The organism is Streptomyces sp. NPDC033174, assembly GCF_055577795.1.
Genome location: NZ_JBVIPQ010000005.1, coordinates 401128 through 418555, shown reverse-complemented (window position 1 = coordinate 418555; position 17428 = coordinate 401128). Strand labels below are relative to the sequence as shown.

Sequence of the window (17428 nt, the reverse complement as noted above, 5' to 3'; positions counted from 1 at the left end):
ACGTCCGCAGGGCCCCCGGCGGGCCGTCACCCCTCCCCGTACCGCTGCCTCAGCTCCACCTTCCTGACCTTGCCGCTCACCGTCATCGGGAAGCCGTCCATGATCTCCAGCCTGCGCGGGATCTTGTAGTGCGCGAGCTGCTCGCGGCAGTACGCGGTGATCTCGTCCAGGGTCGGCACATCACCCGGATCGCGGGGGATCACACAGGCCAGGATCTCCTCGCCGTAGCGCTCGTCGGGGACGCCGACCACCTGGACGTCGGCGATCTTCGGGTGGCCGTGGAGGAACTCCTCGATCTCCCGGGGATAGACGTTCTCACCACCCCTGATGATCATGTCCTTGATGCGGCCGACGATCTGGACGTAGCCGTCCTCGCGGATCACGGCCAGGTCGCCGGTGTGCATCCAGCGGCCCGCGTCGATCACCTCGGCGGTCTTCTCCGGCTGGCCCCAGTAGCCGAGCATCACGCTGTAGCCGCGCGTGCACAGCTCCCCCGCCTCGCCGCGCGGCACGGTCACCCCGGTGACCGGGTCGACGACCTTGACCTCCACGTGCGGCAGCGCCCGCCCGACCGTGCCCGTGCGCCGCTCCAGGTCGTCCTCACGCCGGGTCTGGGTGGACACCGGGGAGGTCTCCGTCATGCCGTAGCAGATCGACACCTCCGCCATGTTCATCTCGGCGACGACCCGCTTCATCACCTCCACCGGACACGGGGAGCCCGCCATGATCCCGGTGCGCAGCGAGGAGAGGTCGTACGAGGCGAAGTCCGGGAGGTTCAGCTCGGCGATGAACATGGTGGGGACGCCGTAGAGCGACGTGCACCGCTCCTCGGCGACCGCGCGCAGGGTCGCCGCCGGATCGAAGGACGGCGCCGGAATGACGATGCACGCGCCGTGCGAGGTGGCGGCGAGATTCCCCATGACCATGCCGAAGCAGTGGTAGAAGGGAACGGGAAGACAGATCCTGTCCTGCTCGCTGTAGCCGATCATCTCGCCCACGAAGTATCCGTTGTTGAGGATGTTGTGGTGGGAGAGGGTGGCGCCCTTCGGGAAGCCGGTCGTTCCCGAGGTGTACTGGATGTTGATCGGGTCGTCGCAGGACAACTCGTCCTGTCGCGCCGCGAGTTGAGCGGGAGTGACGCGCTGGGCGGCGTTCAGGAGCAGGTCCCAGGAGCCGTCCTCGATGTAGTGGACGGCCCTCAGCGCGGGGCAGTTCGGGCGCACCTGGTCGACCAGGGCGCGGTAGTCGCTCGTCTTGTGGAACTGCGAGGCGACGAGGACCGAGACTCCGGCCTGGTTGAGGACGTACTCCAGCTCGTGGGCCCGGTACGCCGGGTTGATGTTCACCATGACGGCGCCGATCCGGGCGGTCGCGTACTGGACGAGCACCCACTCCGAGCAGTTCACCGCCCAGATGCCGACACGGTCCCCCTTCTCGACCCCGGAGCCGAGCAGCCCGCACGCCAACTGGTCGACGGCCAGCCCGAATTCCGCGTACGTCCAGCGGCCGCCCGACCCCAGGTCGACCAGCGCCTCCCGGTCGGGGTGGGCGGCGATCGCCCGGTCGAGGTTGCGGCCGATCGTGTCGCCGAGCAGCGGGGCCGTCCCCGTGCCGTGCGTGTAGGACGGGTTCATCGCAGATCCCCCTCGTCGTACTCCGCGCCCGACCCGGCCGCCGTACGCTCGCGCAGCTCGATCCGGCGGATCTTGCCCGAGACGGTCTTGGGCAGCTCGGCGAACTCGATCCGGCGGATCCGCTTGTACGGAGCGAGCACCGCCCGTGAGTGCGCGAACAGCACCTTCGCCGTGTCCGGGCCCGGCTCCCAGCCCTCCGCGAGGACGACATAGGCCTTCGGCACGGCGAGCCGCAGCGGGTCCGGCGCCGGGACCACCGCCGCCTCCGCCACCGCCTCGTGCTCGAGCAGCGCGCTCTCCAGCTCGAACGGCGAGATCTTGTAGTCCGACGCCTTGAAGACGTCGTCGGCCCGCCCGATGTAGGTGATGTAGCCGTCGGCGTCACGGGCACCGATGTCCCCGGTGCGGTAGTAACCGCCCGCCATCGCCTCGGCCGTACGCTCCGGGTCGCCGTGGTACCCGGTCATCAGGCCGACCGGACGGGCCGACAGGTCGAGGGCGATCTCGCCCTCGTCGGCGCCGGGCCGCCCCGTGGCCGGGTCGAGCAGCTCCACCGCGAACCCGGGGCTCGGCCGGCCCATCGACCCCGCCTTGAGGCGCTGGCCGGGGCTGTTGGAGACCTGCACGGCCGTCTCGGTCTGCCCGAAGCCGTCGCGGATCGTCACGCCCCAGGCGCGGCGTACGGACTCGATGACCTCCGGGTTGAGCGGCTCACCGGCCGCGACGACTTCCCTGGGCGGGGTCCGCAGCCGGCCGAGGTCGGACTGGATCAGCATCCGCCACACCGTCGGCGGGGCGCAGAAGCTGGTCACGCCGGCCCGGTCCATCTCGGCCATCAGCCGGACCGGGTTGAAGCGGGTGTAGTTGTGGATGAAGACGGTGGCCTCCGCGTTCCACGGGGCGAAGAGGTTCGACCAGGCGTGCTTGGCCCAGCCGGGCGACGAGATGTTCAGATGGACGTCGCCGGGCTTCAGCCCGATCCAGTACATGGTCGCCAAGTGGCCGACGGGGTACGACACATGGGTGTGTTCGACCAGCTTGGGGCGGGCGGTGGTGCCGGAGGTGAAGTACAGCATCAGCGGGTCCTCGGCGAGGGTGACGCCGTCCGGACGGAAGCTCTCCGACTCGCTGTAGGCCTCCTCGTATCCGAGCCAGCCGACGCGGTCGTCGCCGACCGAGATACGGGTGTAGTCGCCGGGGACGTCGTCGAACTTGGAAGTGTCCTCGGCGCGCACGATCACATGGCGCGCCCGGCCGCGCTCCACCCGGTCGCGCAGATCGGCGGGGCCGAGCAGCGGGGTGGCGGGGATGACGACGGCCCGCAACTTCATCGCCGCGAGCGCGGTCTCCCACAGTTCGGCCTGGTTGCCGAGCATGACGATGATCCGGTCGCCGGCGCGCACACCCCGAACGCGCAGCCAGTTCGCGGCCTGGTTCGAGCGGGCGGACATCTCGGCGAACGTCCGCCGGGTCTCGGTGCCGTCCTCCTCGACGATGTGCAGCGCGGTCCCGTCGTTGCCGGACGCGATGACGTCGAACCACTCCAGCGCCCAGTTGAAGCGTTCCGGCCGGGGCCACGCGAAGCCTTCGTACGCCGCCTCGTAGTCCTCCCGGTGCTCCAGCAGGAAGTCCCGGGCTGCCCGGAACTTCTCCGTCGCGCCGCGTTCCGACATGTGTCCTCCTCATTGCGGGACCGGTCAGGGACATCGTGTAATCGGTGACCCAGGTCTCACTACCCCCGTACGGGGGTGACCGCGGCGTCGGACGAGAAGGAAAATGCGCGTGGTCGAAGCGGTCGAAGCGGTGGAGATGCGGTCGGCGCTGCTGCGCATGCGCCGCGCCACCGGTCTGCAGGTCGTCTTCGGCGGTCTGCTGCGAGAGCCCCACCGGATGCGGATCGCCGAACTGAACGGCCACCTGTCGGAGGCGCTGCGCGGTCTGGCGATCTCCACCGGGAACGGCCTGGGAGGCAGGGCGATCGCGCTGTCCCGGCCGTGTGCGGTGACGGATTACCACGTGGCACGTCACATCACGCACGAGTACGACGGGCCGGTGGCCATGGAGGGTCTGCGGTCGGTCCTCGCGGTACCCGTCGTCGTACGCCGCCAGGTGCGCGGGGTGCTGTACGGCGCGCTGCGCGAGCCGGCGCCGATCGGCGAGCGCGTCTTCGACGCGGCGGTCGCCGCCGCCCGCGACGTGGAACAGGCCCTGGTGGTACGGGACGAGGCGCAGCGCCTCCTCGCGGCCGCACCCGAACCGGCGTCGGGCGCGCCGGAAGCTGCCGCACCCGCCTGGGAGGAGGTCCGGCAGGCTCACGGTGACCTGCGGGAGCTGGCTCCGCGGATCAGCGACCCCGAGCTGCGCCGGCGCCTCCTCGAGGTCTGCGGGCGCCTCGCCGCGGCGTCCGAGGCCCCCGCGCGGCCGGCGGGCCCGGCGCTCGCCCCGAGGGAGCTGGACGTCCTGGCGGCGGTGGCGTCGGGGGCGACGAACGCGACGGCCGCAGAGCGGCTGGGGCTGCGGCCCGAGACGGTGAAGGGATACCTGCGGTCCGCGATGCGCAAACTGGGCGCGCACACGCGCCTGGAGGCGGTGGTGGCGGCACGCCGGTCGGGGCTGCTTCCGTAGGGGGCGCGGGGGCGGGGTTCGGTCCCGGCTCGGGCCGGCGCGGGCTCCCCTGCGGGCTCTCGTGCGCGGCCCCGGCGGCGGGTGTCGGGGGCGGGCTTCAGGGGTGCGCCGCGTGGGTCACGCGGCGCCGCCCGGCTGGTCCCGTACCGCGCCGAACCGCACGGAACGCACCGCCGCCGAGGTCAGCAGCGCAAGCGTGCGCTCCCCCTCCGCCACGAGCTCGTCCCGCTGCGCCCGGGTGGGCGCGCCGAAGGGCTCGACGGTCATCGTCACCTCCTCCCTGGTCTCCTCCAGCCGCCAGATCCCGGCGAGGAACCCGTCCAGGAGGAAGGTGCGGTAGGCCTGATTGCCCTTCCAGGTCCGGTGTTTGTACTCGTTCGGCACGACCCGGGAGCGGTCGGCGTGCGAGAGCAGCAGGTTGTCGAACTCGGGCAGGAAGCGGGCCGGGGCGGGGGTGTCCTCGTCGGGGCGGGGAGCGTCGGGGAGGTCGAAGAGTTCGACGCCGTTCTCGTCCTGGAAGGTGAGGAGTCCGGGCCGCAGCCGCTCGAAGGCCTCCCGGAGCCGGGTGAGCCCGGCCCAGGTCTGCATGTCCTTGACGGAGGCGGGGCCGAAGGCGGCGAGGAATCGCCGTACGGTCGCGTCGGGCGCCGGAGCGGGGTCGGCGGCCGGGCGGCCCAGCCAGCGTTCGGCGGTGGTGAGCGAGACCTGCCCGCTGCGGCCCCACATGCCGCGGGGGGTCACCTGCACCAGCGGCAGCAGACAGCGCGCCGCGACGGTCAGGGCGAGCGGGTCGGCGTCCGGCCACTCCTTGAGCAGTACGTCGCGGATCTCCTTGGGCGGCCGGGGCCGCTCCTCGACCAGCTCGCGGCTGAGTGCGGTGAGCCGGGCCAGGTCCACGCCCGCGAGCCCCTCGCGGAAGTTCCTCAGCTCACGGTCGCGGGCGGCCTGGACCAGCGGGCGCAGGGTGAGGATGTCGTCCGCGGTGTGGGTGTGGATGGTGGAGCGCATGGTGACGATCCGGGCCACCGCGCGGGACTCCATGAGCCCGGACAGCTCCTCGGGCCGAAAGCCCTCGAGCCGGGCGGCGAGGGCGTAGTACGGCGGCTTGGTGTTCTGCGCCTGGAGGCCGACGAGGTGCTCGACGGCGTCCTTCGCGGACATCGCGGTACGGGTGAGCAGGAGCTGACGCGCGAGGGTGGCGCGGTTGAGAGCGCGGGTGGAGAGCACCGGGTTCGTCGTCTTCGAGGCCATGAGCGGCACGCTACTCGGGCTTGCGGACAGTTCCGGTCCGCAATTCGACGGGTGGCAGCCCGCGGAGGCCGACCTCTGCCGTGCCGGTGCGATTTGGCCCGTATATCCTGCACCAAGACCCACGACCCCGGACCGACGAGACGCACGGATCACGCGGGAGGTGTGAGCCCACGATGTCGGAGCGCCGTCCCCGCCCGGCCGTGCCGCCGAGGAAGCACTCCTGGCGTCGCCAGCCGCCCGCGCCACCGGCCGCCCCCGCCCCTGCCGGCGGCACCACAGCCTCCGGCGACCGCGACCAGGGCAGCGTCGTTCAGGCGTCGCTCTACCGCGACGGCCACCGGGTCTCCTCGCCCGACTCGCTGGCCGAGACCTTCCGCCAGCTGCGCGAGCAGTCCGCCGGCATGGCCTGGATCGGGCTGCACCGCCCGTCGGAGTCCGAACTGCACTCCCTCGCGGCCGAGTTCGACCTCCATGAGCTCGCGGTCGAGGACGCCTTGGAGGCTCACCAGCGCCCCAAGCTGGAGCGCTACGGCGACACCCTCTTCGTGGTCCTGCGGGCCGCCCGCTATCTGGATGTGCAGGAGGAGGTCGACTTCGGCGAACTGCACGTCTTCGTGGGCAAGGACTTCCTGATCACGGTCCGCCACGGCGCGGCCCCGGACCTCTCCGCCGTACGCCGCCGCATGGAGGAAACCCCGGAACTTCTCGCCCTCGGCCCTGAGGCGGTGCTCTACGCCATCCTCGACGCGGTCGTCGACGGTTACGCGCCCGTGGTGGCCGGCGTGCAGAACGACATCGACGAGATCGAGACAGAGGTCTTCAGCGGCGACCCGGCCGTGTCCCGCCGCATCTACGAACTCTCCCGGGAAATGGTGGAGTTCCAGCGCGCGACCCGGCCGCTGGTCGGCATGCTGCACGGCCTGATGGCCGGCTTCGCCAAGTACGGCACGGACGAGGAACTCCAGCGCTACCTCCGGGACGTGGCCGACCACGTCACCCACACCAGCGAGCGCGTGGACGGCTTCCGCCAGGCCCTCACCGACATCCTCACCGTGAACGCGACCCTGGTGACCCAGCAGCAGAACGCGGAGATGCGGGCGCTGGCGGAGGCGGGCTTCGAACAGAACGAGGAGATCAAGAAGATCTCCTCCTGGGCCGCAATCTTGTTTGCACCCACACTCGTGGGAACCATCTACGGCATGAACTTCGAGGACATGCCCGAACTGAAGTGGGCAGCCGGCTACCCCTTCGCAATCCTGCTGATGGCAGTGGTCTGCGTGAGCCTGTACGTCATCTTCAAGAAGCGCGACTGGCTGTAGAACGCACCTCGGCGCTCTTGATCAACTTAGCGTTTGCTAACCTTAAGAAGAGCTGACCCCGGGCGCTCGCCGGAGGCCCGGCCGACGCCGGGGCGGCGAAAGGCTTGGCGTGCGGACCCGCCGGAACCGAGTAACGTTCATGTTCTTCCAGACGCCGATTTACGAGTGAGAGCGTGACGGGCCCCTACTGACGTCCTTCGACGTCGCCGCGCCCGTCCCCCACCGATGAATCCGTAGATCACTTCACATCATCACCGGGAGAACCCGTGACCGACAGCAAGAACATCAACAACCCCGTGGGCCAGGGCGGCGGCCAGCGCAAGAAGCTGTCCCGCGCCGAACGGCAGAACAACGGTCCGCACCGCAACCTCGACCGCCAGGGTGCCGCCGACCAGAAGGCGGAGCTGGTGCGCAAGATGCGCGAGAAGGCAGCCGCAGCTGAGGGCGCCGGGCAGGCGAGCGACGACACCGCAGAGAGCTGACGCACCGCCGCCGCAGGGCGGCACCGCACGGGGCAGGGCCCGGACCGCGACGCGCGGTCCGGGCCCTGCTGCCGTACCGGGCGCAGCTGGTCCCGCTCAGCTCTCGGCAGACCACCCGCGTCTCAGCCGACCACCCGGGGCAGTTGCAGATTCAGCAGCCCCGTCACCGCCACCACCTCGAGCTGCACCAGCAGCGTCACCACCAGCGCGTCCCCGTACCCAGCCCCGGCGACACCGCCAGGAAAAGCGTGCCGAGCGTCGCCACCCCCACGGCCGACGAGGACTGCTGCGCGGTCACCATCACCCCGCTGCCGCCGACCGCCGGAGCACACGATTCGCAGCAGCACCGGGAGCTGGAAGCCCTGGCCCAGCCCGGTCGGCAGCAGGCTGGAGGAGGTGCCCGAACCCCAGGTCCGGCCAGTCGCACCGGGCGGTTGACTGTGGATCTCAGATATGGCCGTGAGTCGCTCGACTGGCGGAGCTGAGGGGAGTCTGGGGGGTCTCCCTCCAGTCGGCTCGTCTACCGATGCCGTGAGCTGGGACTGATTTCCGACGCCACCGCCAGCAGGACGTACCAGCGCCTGCGCGCGCTCGATGGCCAGCCCGGCTTCACGCCGGAATCGGTCTCGAACTTCTCCGGTGAGCAGCCCTCGCTGCTCGGTCGGTGAGCAGCCCTCGCTGCTCGGTCGGTGAGCAGCCCTCGCTGCTCGGTCAGGCCTTCGACCTGGCGGCCAAGGAAACGAATCTCTCGGTGTCCGAGCTGGCACATGAACTGGCGTGGACCAACAGGCGAGTTCGAGATCTACTCGGTGTCCAGGAGCAAAGGCCCGTGCTCCGCCTCGTCCAGTAGCGCCGAAGCCTCCGAGCACCAACACGGTCCACGCCGACCGCGAGGCATCTCAAGGACGTTCGGCCTCGGTGCGGATTGCTGGGGCCAGGAGTTCGACCGCCTCCGGCCAGGGGAAGCGGTCGACACCTCCGCCGGACTTGGGAGGTTGAGGCTGGTAGCTGCTGACCAGGACGCCCATCTCGCGGAGCTCGGCCAGGCTTCTCTGGTACGCCCTGGGCAGCGAGGGCGCTGTTCACGTACGGAAGGACCACGGTCGGGACTCCCATGCCGGTGGCCTCGCACAGGATCCCGAGGGCGAGGTTGTCCGCGAAACCGGCCGCCCACTTGTTGACCGTGTCGAAGGTGGCCGGTGCGACGGCGATGGCGTCGGCCGGCGGGAACGGCCGGGCCTCGCCGGGTGAGCGCCACGCCGAGCGGATCGGGTACCCGGTCTGGTCCTCGACAGCCGCGACGTCCAGGAAGCCGAGCCCCTGGGGGGTGGCCACCACTCCCACATCCCAGCCCCGCTCCTGTGCAGCGGTGATCAGTCTGCCGATATCGTCGGCGACCCCGGCCGCGCACACGACGACGTACAGGAAGGGCTTGCGCTGCGGCTCGGTCACGCGGGTACTCCCAGTCGGCGGCTGAAGTGGTGGAGCTCGGCAGCGTACGCCGACGGTCCCGGGCTGCCATGTCGGGGACCAGGTCGCGGATGCCAGACCCGTCTGTGCTCGTATCGGGCAGCGGACGGCTCAGCCGAGTGCGACGTCCAGATACTGCTGCACCGTTTCGAAGAGCCCTTGTGGCACATACTCCGGAATCTGAGCGCGGGTGACCCAAGCGACCTCCGCGACTTCCCGTGCAGCAGCGACATGTGCGTTGCCGCTGACCACGTCGCAGGCCGTGTACGACATCATGCGACCGGTGGCAGGGTGGACTCGGTCACCGAGCAGTCCGCGCGAGACCACCACCAGGCCCGCCTCCTCCTTCGTCTCCCGGACTACGGCGTCCTCGCGCGACTCCCCCGGCTCGACCTTGCCGGCCGGAAACTGCCACGACAGGTGCCCCTCCGCGATTCGCCGACGCACCAACAGCACCCGGCCTTCGCGCACAACGACGGCAGCGGCAAACGGGCGGTCTCCTGGCTGGAGCTCGGCGATGCTGCGTTCTCGACGCAATGATCGACTCTTCAGGCTCGACATGGGCAGTCGAGTTCGCACAGGCTCCGGACTGGGCAGAGAGTCGGTCATCGGAAGTACTCGATGGCACTGGACAGACCAGTCACCGCGACCGGAACGAGATGGTCATGCGCCTGCCAGTCGGCTGACGCGATGACTTCCTCATGCGCATCGAAAGGCCGGCCTTCCACGGCAATGCGGTGCACTCCATTGGGCTGATAGCCGAACTTCCGCGAGACGCCTCGGGAGGAAGCATTGTCCGCGAATGCAGTGGAGGTGACCCGGGCTGCGTCGAGGCCGTCGAATGCGAGGGCCAGGGCGGCGGCACGCATCTGGGTGCCGTAGCCCTGCTCCTGGAAGCGAAGGCCGAGCCAGAAGCCCGTGCGGGCCTCGTCTGTCGTGGCGAAGTCGCGGGCGGAGAGGTTCTGCTGGCCGATGACCTGGCCGTCGTGGAAGACGGCCAGGAGAAGGCGCCAGTCGTCGCGGCTCCAGTCGCCTCGCGCCCACCAATGGTTCTGTACGACGTTCCTGGCGCGCTCAGCCGGTGGGGCGGAGGCCCAGGGCTGCGGGAAGAACACGGCGCCGTCGGGCACGACGCCTTCCGCGGCGACCTGGGCGAGCTCGTCGAGCTCCGCGTCCGAGGGAAGACGTAGAACGAGGTCGGGGGTGGAGAGTTCCAGTTCGGTGATGGGCCAGTGGCGCATTGGGCAGGCTCCGGTGTCAGGGCCCGTCGAGTCCGAAGATCGTGCCGAACGGATCGACGAGCTGGCAGATGCGTCGGCCGGGTTCCACGTCGAGGGGACCTCGGTGGTGGATGCAGCCGGCGTCCAGGAGGCGCTTGCGTTCGGTATCGAGGTCTTCGACGGGCCAGTACGGGACGGTGCTTCCACCGTGGGGGTTGGCCTTGGGGGACGCCTGGTGGAAACCGAACTCGAGTCCGTCGAGGTCCAGCCAGGCGTAGACGGCGGTGCCGTTGATGTCGAGCTTGACCTCGGATCCGAAGATGTCGCCCCACCAACGGGCGGCGGCTTCGGGGTCGTCGACGAAGACCATGACGGTGCGGATACCGCGCAGCACTTGGGGTTCTCCTATTCGTCGGGAAATTGGCACGGTACCGCTGCGTCGGTCACTCGTGGGCGCCGTGCAGGGAACGCAGGCTGGTGGCGGAGGCGAACGCCGTGAGGGCGCGTACGAGGCTGTGATCGTTCCACTGCGTGCCGAGTTCGTTGACGTGGTGCAGGTAGGCGTGGCGCACCCAGCGGGGCCCCAGCTTGGGCTCATCTCCTGCGATGAAGGCAAGCGTGATGAGGTCGGCCAGCCCCGTAACGTCGGGGCGGAGGGTTTCGGCGTCGATGAGGGCCAGGCACCCGTCGTCGCGGCGGCGGACGTGTTCCGGTTTGAGGTCGAGGTGTCCGAGGGGCACGTGGTCGGAGCCATGGGCATCGCTGACGAGCTGGAGGAGTCGGCGCCAGTCGTCGGCATGGCTGATCCATTGCGGCGCTGGTGCGCTGACGGCGGCGCCAGTTCGCCACCTTGCCATGGCCTCGCCGACCACCGGATGCCAGCGGGCGGAGGCCGTGTGGATCGTGGCGACCGCCCGAATCAGCTCGTCGAACGCGTCGGTACTGGTGAGGGTGACGGCCTGGCCGACGTAGTCGACGAGCAAGGTGCGCGAGGTGTCGCAGACGCGGTGCAGGTCTGGCAGGACACGCTCGCCGGCCAGCAGCTCATACGCGAGGACTTCGCCTTGGTAGGCGCCTTCGTCCGCGTGCCGCTTGAGGATCCGGCGGGGTGGTGTCCCGAGGGCGAAGACTGCGGTGCGGTAGCGGGCGGTGAGGCAGTACACCGGGCCCGGCTCGCCTGCGTGGTGCCGGTCGAGGATGACGTTGGCCTCGCGCTCGGCAGCGGCCCGGTCGGTGGTGAGAGGGGTGGCCAGCCACCCGTCGGGTCGTGTGCGGGCGGCGCCATCCAGCGGCCCGACGGGGGCGGTGGTCATGCCGAGGTTTCCTGTTGGACTCCGAGCGCGGCGAGGCTGTGGGCGTAGCAGCGGGCGGCGAGGTCGGGCCGCTGGTGCTCGCCGTAGATCGCGAAGAGGGCGTAGACCGGGGAGTCGAGGGTCTCGCCGATGTGCCAGCCCTGGTACGAGCCGCCGACGACGTCCCAGATCTGGGCGCGGCCGAGGAAGACGGCGGCCAAGTCCTGGAAGTAGAGCTCGATGCCAAAGGGGTAGGCGGCCATGGCTTCCTCGCGACTGGCCGTCTCCACCTTGTCCCAAGTGGGTCCGGTGATGTTCCACGCGTAGGTGTCGATGTCGCCGGGCCGGCCGGGCGGGTCGAGGAGGCGGAGTACGGCGCGGTGGGGGCCAAGGGAGCCGTGAAGGTAGTCGTGGATGCTGGTAGCGAGGGCACCGGTGCGGGTGGCGATGAGCTCGCGGGCCAGGCGGGGCAGCTCCTCGGCCACCAGGGTCTCGGCGCTCTCCCAATCCTCCTTGTCCAGGGGCGAGGTGACCGGGGTCGGCTCGATGCGCTGCGGCGAGTCGAGGAAGGAAGCGAGCGAGGCGAGTGCGGTCTTCTCCGCCACCGGGTCGGGGGTGACCCAGGGGACGCGGGAGGTGGCGAGCGGGCCGCCGCCGGCCGGGACGGTCAGGCGGTCGCCGGGACGGGGACCGTGTACGCGGAAGAGGTGCTGGAGCTCGTTTGCGGTGGCGGCAAGAGCCTTGTGATCGGCGTAGAGGAACGGGCCATGCGGGCTGCGGGGCGCGGTGAAGCCGTTGCCGCACAGCGCGACGTCGCGAACACCGTCCAGGGGCTTGAGGTAGTCGATGAGCAGGCCGTTGAGGATCTGGACGCCGGTGGTGCGGTTGCGGGGGCCGTCCATCCCGGGCAGCAGATTGTTGTCGGCGCCGAGCGCACCGTACGGGACGGTCTGAGCATTGTTCGACACGACCGCGAGCCGGGGCGGCGCGAGTACGCCCTGGGTCAGCTGCTCGATGTACAGGTCGGAGACGTCCGCGTCGACGCCGATGAAAACGTCGTTCTCGGTGGTGCCGGACAGGCGGACCAGGGGTTGGGTGACCCGCTTCTCCCAGAAGAGGGTGCGGGCGCCGGCGGGGTAGAGGGTGATCTCGATGTCGCCGACGTTCAGCGGCTGGGTGTGGTCCAGGCGGTGAACGGTGAAGCCCAGGGCCTCGATGGCCTCGGTGACGGCGGCCGGGGTGCTGGTGCCAGTGCAGATCGGCACGGTGCGGGCGAGGAGGTCGAGGGAGGGCAGGTGGAAGTGGTCCAGGTGCTCGTGGCTGAGGATCACGGCGTTCGGGGCGGGCATGCCCTGGATGTCCACGATGCGGGGCGGCCAGATCGCGAACTCCAGGCTCCCCGCCCCGAAGGCCGGCGCGAGGATCGGGTCGAGGAGGACGGAGGAGAGGCCGTCGGTGATGTGCCAGGTCTGGTGGCCAAGGAAGGTCAGTTCCAGGCCGACGGGGGCGGCTGCCATGGGGAGCTCCTTTGCACGGTCGGGAAGGGTTGCGGGGGTGACGCGGAGGGGGACATCTGACGTCCCCCTCCGTGCCGATTCGCGGACCGGCAGGATTTACCGGTGGTAGGTGGTCGGGGAGTTGTTGGTGGTGCCCGTGGCGGCGAACGCCGTCACTCGCTGCTGCAGTCGGCGGACCGCCTCCGCAGTAACGGCCGCGCTCGGCTTCGCCTGGGGCTTGGGTCGGTTCATGACGTGCCTCCATCACTTCGGTTTCTCGGCGGTGCGGACGCAGCCGCCGTTCCCCGCCGCCGCAAGCGGCGGGTGGTCAGTGTTCGGTGGCGGACAGGAGACAGCTGACGATGGCGCCGCAGAGGATCACGTAGACGATCACGGCAACCCTCTGTCTCACTGCCTCGCCACCAGGTTCACGTCCTGCGGCACCCGGCCGGAGGCGGCAACGCCGCGCTTCCGGTGCACCTGGTGCTCGATCAGGAGTACGCGGCAGACACGGGCAAGGGCCCGCATGTGGATCCAGGCGCCGAGCCGCCCCTCACCCGGCTCCCGCGCCAGCAGCCGCTCGGCATCTGTACAGGCTTGAGTACCTCCACCCGACTCGGTGAGCAGCAGTCGAACGTGGTCCGACAGCAGGGTCGTGGCCGCCCGCACCTCGCCACCAGGTATCCGATACGTGTCGGGCGTGAGGACACAGGCACACAGGGCACGAATGATGTCCGTCTGCACGTGGGCCTGCGGGGCGGGGGTGGTCGTCATCCCGAGTGCCCCCAGCCGCCTCGCGCATCCCGATCGCCCTGTCCAGCTGTGCGTACAGAACCTCCAGCTGGGCGGGTCGAGGATCAGGGTCGTGGTTTCGGTGGTGCCGTCAGAGCAATACAGCTCGATCGGCAGGGTGGCCTGGTCGTCGTCGTGGTGGTACATGATGTCGCGCCGGACCGGAGTTGCGTGGGTGATCACGGGGCTCTCCCGGGGCTGTCTGAGCGGGGGCAGGAGTTCAGTCAACTCCGCCGCCAGGGCCCCGAACAGGGCATTCCTGTAGGCACGTTGTAGGCACGAACTAGGAAGAATTCCGCTAGGATTCCGGGCGCTTCGACTCGACCAGCGGACGGCGGGATGATGGCGAACGAGGCCCTGCGCAGGTTCAGAAACGAGCGCCGGTGGACTCAGGCACAGGCGGCGGAGCGGATCTGCGCCCAGGTCCGAGCAGCCACCGGCCGCGACCCCGAGCTCGATGCGAACTGGATCTCCCGGCTGGAGCGCGGAGCGATCACCTGGCCCTCCGGCGACTACCGGGCAGCTCTGTGCGCGGTGTTCCAAGTCGACCACGAAGCAGTGCTGGGTTTGCACCCGAAGGGGGCGACCCCGTACTCAGGAACACCCCACACACTCGGCACTTCCGCAGCGCCCGCAGACGATGCGGGCAGCATCATCGCGGACGCGGAGCTATCAGCCCGGCTCGCTCGACACGCTGCCGCCACCAACGTCAACGCCCTGGTCTTGGAGCAGCTCGACGCCGACTTAGAGCGCCTCGCAAGGGACTTCGTCAGCCGGCCGCTGACCCTGCTGATCCCTGAGATCCGCACCCTGCGCACCGAGGTGTTCCGCTTGGTCGAAGGCCGTCAGCACCCACACCAGACCCGGCATCTGTACGTCGTCGCCGGATGGCTTTCCGGCCTCGCGGCGCACGTCTCCCTAGACCTCGGCCACGAGTCGTCGGCCGCCACCCATGCCCGGACCGTGGTGCAGTGCGCCGAGATCGCGGAACACGCGAGGCTGCGAGCCTGGGCCCGCTCCTTCCAGTCGCTGGCCTCGTACTGGACAGGCGACTACCGGCGGGCCGCAGACCTTGCGAGGGCCGGATACGAGGATGGCCGGGGCCCGGGCTCCGGGACGATCACGGCACGACTGCTGAGTCTGGAAGCCCGGGCCCTCGCGGCCGGCGGAGACGGGCGCAGCGCGCTGCGCTCCCTCGCCCTTGCCCATGAGGCCCGTGCCATCGCCGACCTGGATGAGCTACCGGGGGTGTTCGCCTTCCCCGAGGCCAAGCAATGGGCCTATACCGGCACCACACTGCTGGCCGTTGGCGGTGACGAACAGGTCCAGCGGGCGATCATGGCCTCCACCCGCGCGGTGGAGCTCTACCAGACAGGGCCGGAAGACGACCGCTCCCCTGGCGACCTGCACGCCGCGCACCTGGACCTGGCCACCGCCTACCTCGCGAACGGCCAGGTGGACGTGGCCGGTGCGGAACTCGACACGGTCCTCGTGGCGGAGCAGTACACGGCGAGCATTACCATCAGGCTCCGCAAACTGGACACGCTTATCGCCAGCGGGCCGTACCGTAACTCGCGGCCGGTAGTCGATCTACGTGAACACATCCACGAGGTCACCTCCCGGCCCGCGATCACCAGCACACCCAGGGAGCCGCGATGAGCACCCAGCCCACGAACGAGCCCTCGGTCACCGACCGGCACCTGCTCTCCACCCAGGCGTACGGCACCGGCCGACACCTGGCAGCCCGCCAGTCCCTCTACCAGTGGCAGACCCCGCGGCACGACTTGCCCGGCCTCGTCGTGGAGGAACTGGCGGGCGTACGCGGCGCGGTGGCTGACGTGGGCTGCGGAAATGGCAAGTTCGTGCAGCGGATACGCACCCAACGGCCGGACCTAACCGTCCTCCCCATGGACGTCTCCCCCGGCATCCTGGCGGGCATCGCCGGCGCCGCGGCTGCGGACGTCCAACATCTCCCCATCGCAGACGGGGCCCTGGGGGCCATCCTGGCCATGCACATGCTGTACCACGTGGAGGACCAGGCACGCGCCGTCCGAGAGCTGGGCCGAGTACTGACCAAGGGCGGCATCGCCATCGCGTCCACCAACAGCCACACCGACAAGCGCGAACTGGAAGACCTCTGGCGACGAGCCGCCGGCGACGTCCTCGGCATCCCAGAGGGTCCGGCACGCGTCCAGCTCTCTGCCTGCTTCACCCTGGAGGACGCCCCCGCAGTCCTCGGCGCCGTCTTCGAGGACGTACGGACGATCCCCCTCCCGGGAGTTATCGAAGTGACCGACCCCGGGCCTGTGATCGCCCATCTGGCCTCATACGAGGCATGGGCCGACCAGATGGGCGTCCCCTTCAAGGAGACGATCGAGCGCGCCCAGGAACGAGTAGAAAAGACCATCCGCGCGGACGGTGTATTCCGCGTCACCTGCCTTGGCGGCATTCTCGTCTGTCGATGAGCAGCGGTCCTAACAGGTGATTGTCTCCGCGACGGCCTGACCGGCGCAGGGGCATGCGGCGCGGCCCTGCGCTGAGGAAACCTCTCGGCAGGGGCCGCGCTGCTGCATGCTGGTGGTGCTGGGCAAGTCCGCAAGAGTCAGGTCGTGTGGTCCGCTTCCTGGCTCGCGCGTTGCAGTTCGGTCGCAGTGCGGCGGTACTCACGGCGGGAGCACACTCGTAGGAGCATGGCCTTGGCCTCACTCTGGAACATGCGGGTGAAGGTCCACGGATAGCGTCCGGCGCCAGATACCTGGCCGCACTTACTGCTCAGGTGATAAACGCCCAGTACTTCGCCGACGGTCGTACGGACGAGCGCAATCGATCTCGTTCATCGGGTCCTCTCGGTAGGTGTGGAAAGCGGTGAGCGTACGACGTGCGGACCGGCGCCACGTGTAAGTACCAGCAATCCGATCAAGCATCTGAGTGTTGTGGTAGCCGGTCGCGACACTACGCCTGACCAGCAAGGGGCCTCTGCTGCCGGCGGGTGGGCGCGGATCCGACCGTGCGCTGGAGTGTCGGCCGGGGGTGTCGCCAGGTTCGTCGCCGTGCAGAAAGGACGGGGCTGTGTGTGCGGCCCCCGCCGAGACAACGTCTCTCGGGCGCGGCCAGCGGCGGTCTGCACGTCAGGGAGTGGCGCGGGCCTGGACTATCGCGCGAGCCCGTCCGACCTCGCACTCGCGCCTACCGGAACCCGCCAACGTGGATTCACCCCTGCATAGCCGTCGCCGTCGGCAGGGCTGCGCTCGCACGTTCTCGACGCCGTCGTCACCCACGTCCGAGACCACTGAGCCGGACCTGGATCGGCCGGCCAGCATGACTCAGGCCCACCGGCGGCGGCATCGAGACCACTGCGGGGGGCGTCCTGTGCTGCGCACGGAAGGCGGGCCGGTGAGCAGGCTACAGAGGTGGAGCGAACCCAGCGAACGTTGGGGAGCGGCTGGGGAGGATCGACCGTACAAACGGGCAGCATGGTGAAAGAGTCGGAAAGACGGATCGTCGCAGGTCGGACCGCCTATGCAGTCGATTTCCGCAGGTCAGCGCCGCGAGGGCGACGACTTCAAGAAGATCTCCTCCTTGGCAGCCATCCTCTTCGTCCCCACGCTCGTCGGCACGGTCCACGGCATGAACCTCGAGCACGTGCCGGAGCTCAAGTGGGCGGCCGGCTGTCCCTTCGGGATCCTGCTGATGGCGGTGGTCTGCGTCAGCCTGTACGTCATCTTCAAGAAGCGGGACTGGCTGTAGAGGTGAGGCCGATGGGCCCGGCGTCGTGGGGGGCCCATCGGCTGTTCTGTTTCACGGAACCCCTCGGCCGGGCTCAGTACCGGAGAGTGGGAGGGAAGCC

16 protein-coding genes and 3 pseudogenes are annotated in these 17428 nt (G+C 69.7%); 7 read left to right on the top strand and 12 right to left on the bottom strand.

What is annotated here, in order from left to right; translation table 11 throughout:
• Window positions 1-26: 26 nt before the first annotated feature.
• A complete protein-coding gene (locus ACZ5VC_RS18695) occupies window positions 27-1634 on the bottom strand; it encodes an AMP-binding protein (RefSeq protein ID WP_469121118.1) in 1608 nt (535 codons plus the stop codon).
• A complete protein-coding gene (locus ACZ5VC_RS18690; protein WP_469121117.1) occupies window positions 1631-3307 on the bottom strand; it encodes an AMP-binding protein in 1677 nt (558 codons plus the stop codon). The genes ACZ5VC_RS18695 and ACZ5VC_RS18690 overlap by 4 nt, the downstream gene beginning before the upstream one ends.
• A gap of 103 nt (window positions 3308-3410) precedes the next feature.
• Between ACZ5VC_RS18690 and ACZ5VC_RS18685 the strand changes: the two genes are divergently transcribed.
• Entirely contained in the window at window positions 3411-4259 is an 849-nt protein-coding gene (locus tag ACZ5VC_RS18685) for a helix-turn-helix transcriptional regulator (RefSeq protein ID WP_469121116.1), read from the top strand.
• A gap of 117 nt (window positions 4260-4376) precedes the next feature.
• On the opposite strand, the gene ACZ5VC_RS18680 is transcribed toward ACZ5VC_RS18685, so the two are convergent.
• Window positions 4377-5510, bottom strand: coding sequence for a winged helix DNA-binding domain-containing protein (locus ACZ5VC_RS18680; protein ID WP_469121115.1), 1134 nt, complete (start codon window positions 5508-5510; stop codon window positions 4377-4379).
• A gap of 173 nt (window positions 5511-5683) precedes the next feature.
• On the opposite strand from ACZ5VC_RS18680, the gene ACZ5VC_RS18675 reads away from it, so the two are divergent.
• Together ACZ5VC_RS18675 and ACZ5VC_RS18670 are read left to right on the top strand one after the other, a co-directional pair.
• Window positions 5684-6829: a magnesium and cobalt transport protein CorA gene (locus ACZ5VC_RS18675; protein ID WP_469121114.1), complete on the top strand. Its 1146-nt coding sequence runs from the start codon at window positions 5684-5686 to the stop codon at window positions 6827-6829.
• A 266-nt stretch (window positions 6830-7095) separates the two neighbouring features.
• Window positions 7096-7311, top strand: a complete 216-nt coding sequence (locus tag ACZ5VC_RS18670) for a DUF6243 family protein (protein ID WP_469121113.1) — start codon at window positions 7096-7098, stop codon at window positions 7309-7311.
• A 122-nt stretch (window positions 7312-7433) separates the two neighbouring features.
• Here the strand turns inward: ACZ5VC_RS18670 and ACZ5VC_RS18665 are convergent.
• A pseudogene (locus ACZ5VC_RS18665) lies at window positions 7434-7731 on the bottom strand (MFS transporter); the annotation flags it as partial.
• 244 nt (window positions 7732-7975) lie between these two features.
• On the opposite strand from ACZ5VC_RS18665, the gene ACZ5VC_RS18660 reads away from it, so the two are divergent.
• On the top strand, window positions 7976-8161 hold the full coding sequence (locus tag ACZ5VC_RS18660) for a hypothetical protein (RefSeq protein ID WP_469121112.1): 186 nt from the start codon (window positions 7976-7978) through the stop codon (window positions 8159-8161).
• A gap of 49 nt (window positions 8162-8210) precedes the next feature.
• On the opposite strand, the pseudogene ACZ5VC_RS18655 reads toward ACZ5VC_RS18660, so the two are convergent.
• The 8 genes and pseudogenes from ACZ5VC_RS18655 to ACZ5VC_RS18620 form a co-directional block, all read right to left on the bottom strand.
• Window positions 8211-8763 (bottom strand): annotated as a pseudogene (locus ACZ5VC_RS18655) (flavoprotein).
• Between the two features lie 129 nt (window positions 8764-8892).
• Window positions 8893-9342, bottom strand: a complete 450-nt coding sequence (locus tag ACZ5VC_RS18650; RefSeq protein ID WP_469121111.1) for an NUDIX hydrolase — start codon at window positions 9340-9342, stop codon at window positions 8893-8895.
• 44 nt (window positions 9343-9386) lie between these two features.
• Window positions 9387-10022 carry a GNAT family N-acetyltransferase gene (locus tag ACZ5VC_RS18645; RefSeq protein WP_469121110.1) on the bottom strand — a complete coding sequence of 212 codons (636 nt, stop codon included), beginning with the start codon at window positions 10020-10022 and terminating at the stop codon, window positions 9387-9389.
• A gap of 16 nt (window positions 10023-10038) precedes the next feature.
• Window positions 10039-10395, bottom strand: a complete 357-nt coding sequence (locus ACZ5VC_RS18640; RefSeq protein ID WP_469121109.1) for a VOC family protein — start codon at window positions 10393-10395, stop codon at window positions 10039-10041.
• A gap of 49 nt (window positions 10396-10444) precedes the next feature.
• Window positions 10445-11314, bottom strand: coding sequence for a hypothetical protein (locus ACZ5VC_RS18635; protein WP_469121108.1), 870 nt, complete (start codon window positions 11312-11314; stop codon window positions 10445-10447).
• Complete coding sequence (locus ACZ5VC_RS18630) at window positions 11311-12810, bottom strand: MBL fold metallo-hydrolase (RefSeq protein ID WP_469121107.1); 1500 nt, start codon at window positions 12808-12810, stop codon at window positions 11311-11313. The genes ACZ5VC_RS18635 and ACZ5VC_RS18630 overlap by 4 nt, the downstream gene beginning before the upstream one ends.
• Window positions 12811-12906: 96 nt before the next feature.
• A complete protein-coding gene (locus ACZ5VC_RS18625) occupies window positions 12907-13041 on the bottom strand; it encodes a hypothetical protein (protein ID WP_469121106.1) in 135 nt (44 codons plus the stop codon).
• Window positions 13042-13197: 156 nt separating this feature from the next.
• Window positions 13198-13764, bottom strand: a complete 567-nt coding sequence (locus ACZ5VC_RS18620) for a DUF6415 family natural product biosynthesis protein (RefSeq protein WP_469121105.1) — start codon at window positions 13762-13764, stop codon at window positions 13198-13200.
• A 156-nt stretch (window positions 13765-13920) separates the two neighbouring features.
• On the opposite strand from ACZ5VC_RS18620, the gene ACZ5VC_RS18615 reads away from it, so the two are divergent.
• The 3 genes and pseudogenes from ACZ5VC_RS18615 to ACZ5VC_RS18605 form a co-directional block, all read left to right on the top strand.
• Window positions 13921-15240: a helix-turn-helix transcriptional regulator gene (locus ACZ5VC_RS18615; RefSeq protein ID WP_469121104.1), complete on the top strand. Its 1320-nt coding sequence runs from the start codon at window positions 13921-13923 to the stop codon at window positions 15238-15240.
• Complete coding sequence (locus ACZ5VC_RS18610) at window positions 15237-16046, top strand: class I SAM-dependent methyltransferase (RefSeq protein WP_469121103.1); 810 nt, start codon at window positions 15237-15239, stop codon at window positions 16044-16046. Before ACZ5VC_RS18615 ends, ACZ5VC_RS18610 begins: the two co-directional genes overlap by 4 nt.
• 1096 nt (window positions 16047-17142) lie before the next feature.
• Window positions 17143-17328 (top strand): annotated as a pseudogene (locus ACZ5VC_RS18605) (CorA family divalent cation transporter); the annotation flags it as partial.
• Window positions 17329-17428 lie beyond the last annotated feature (100 nt).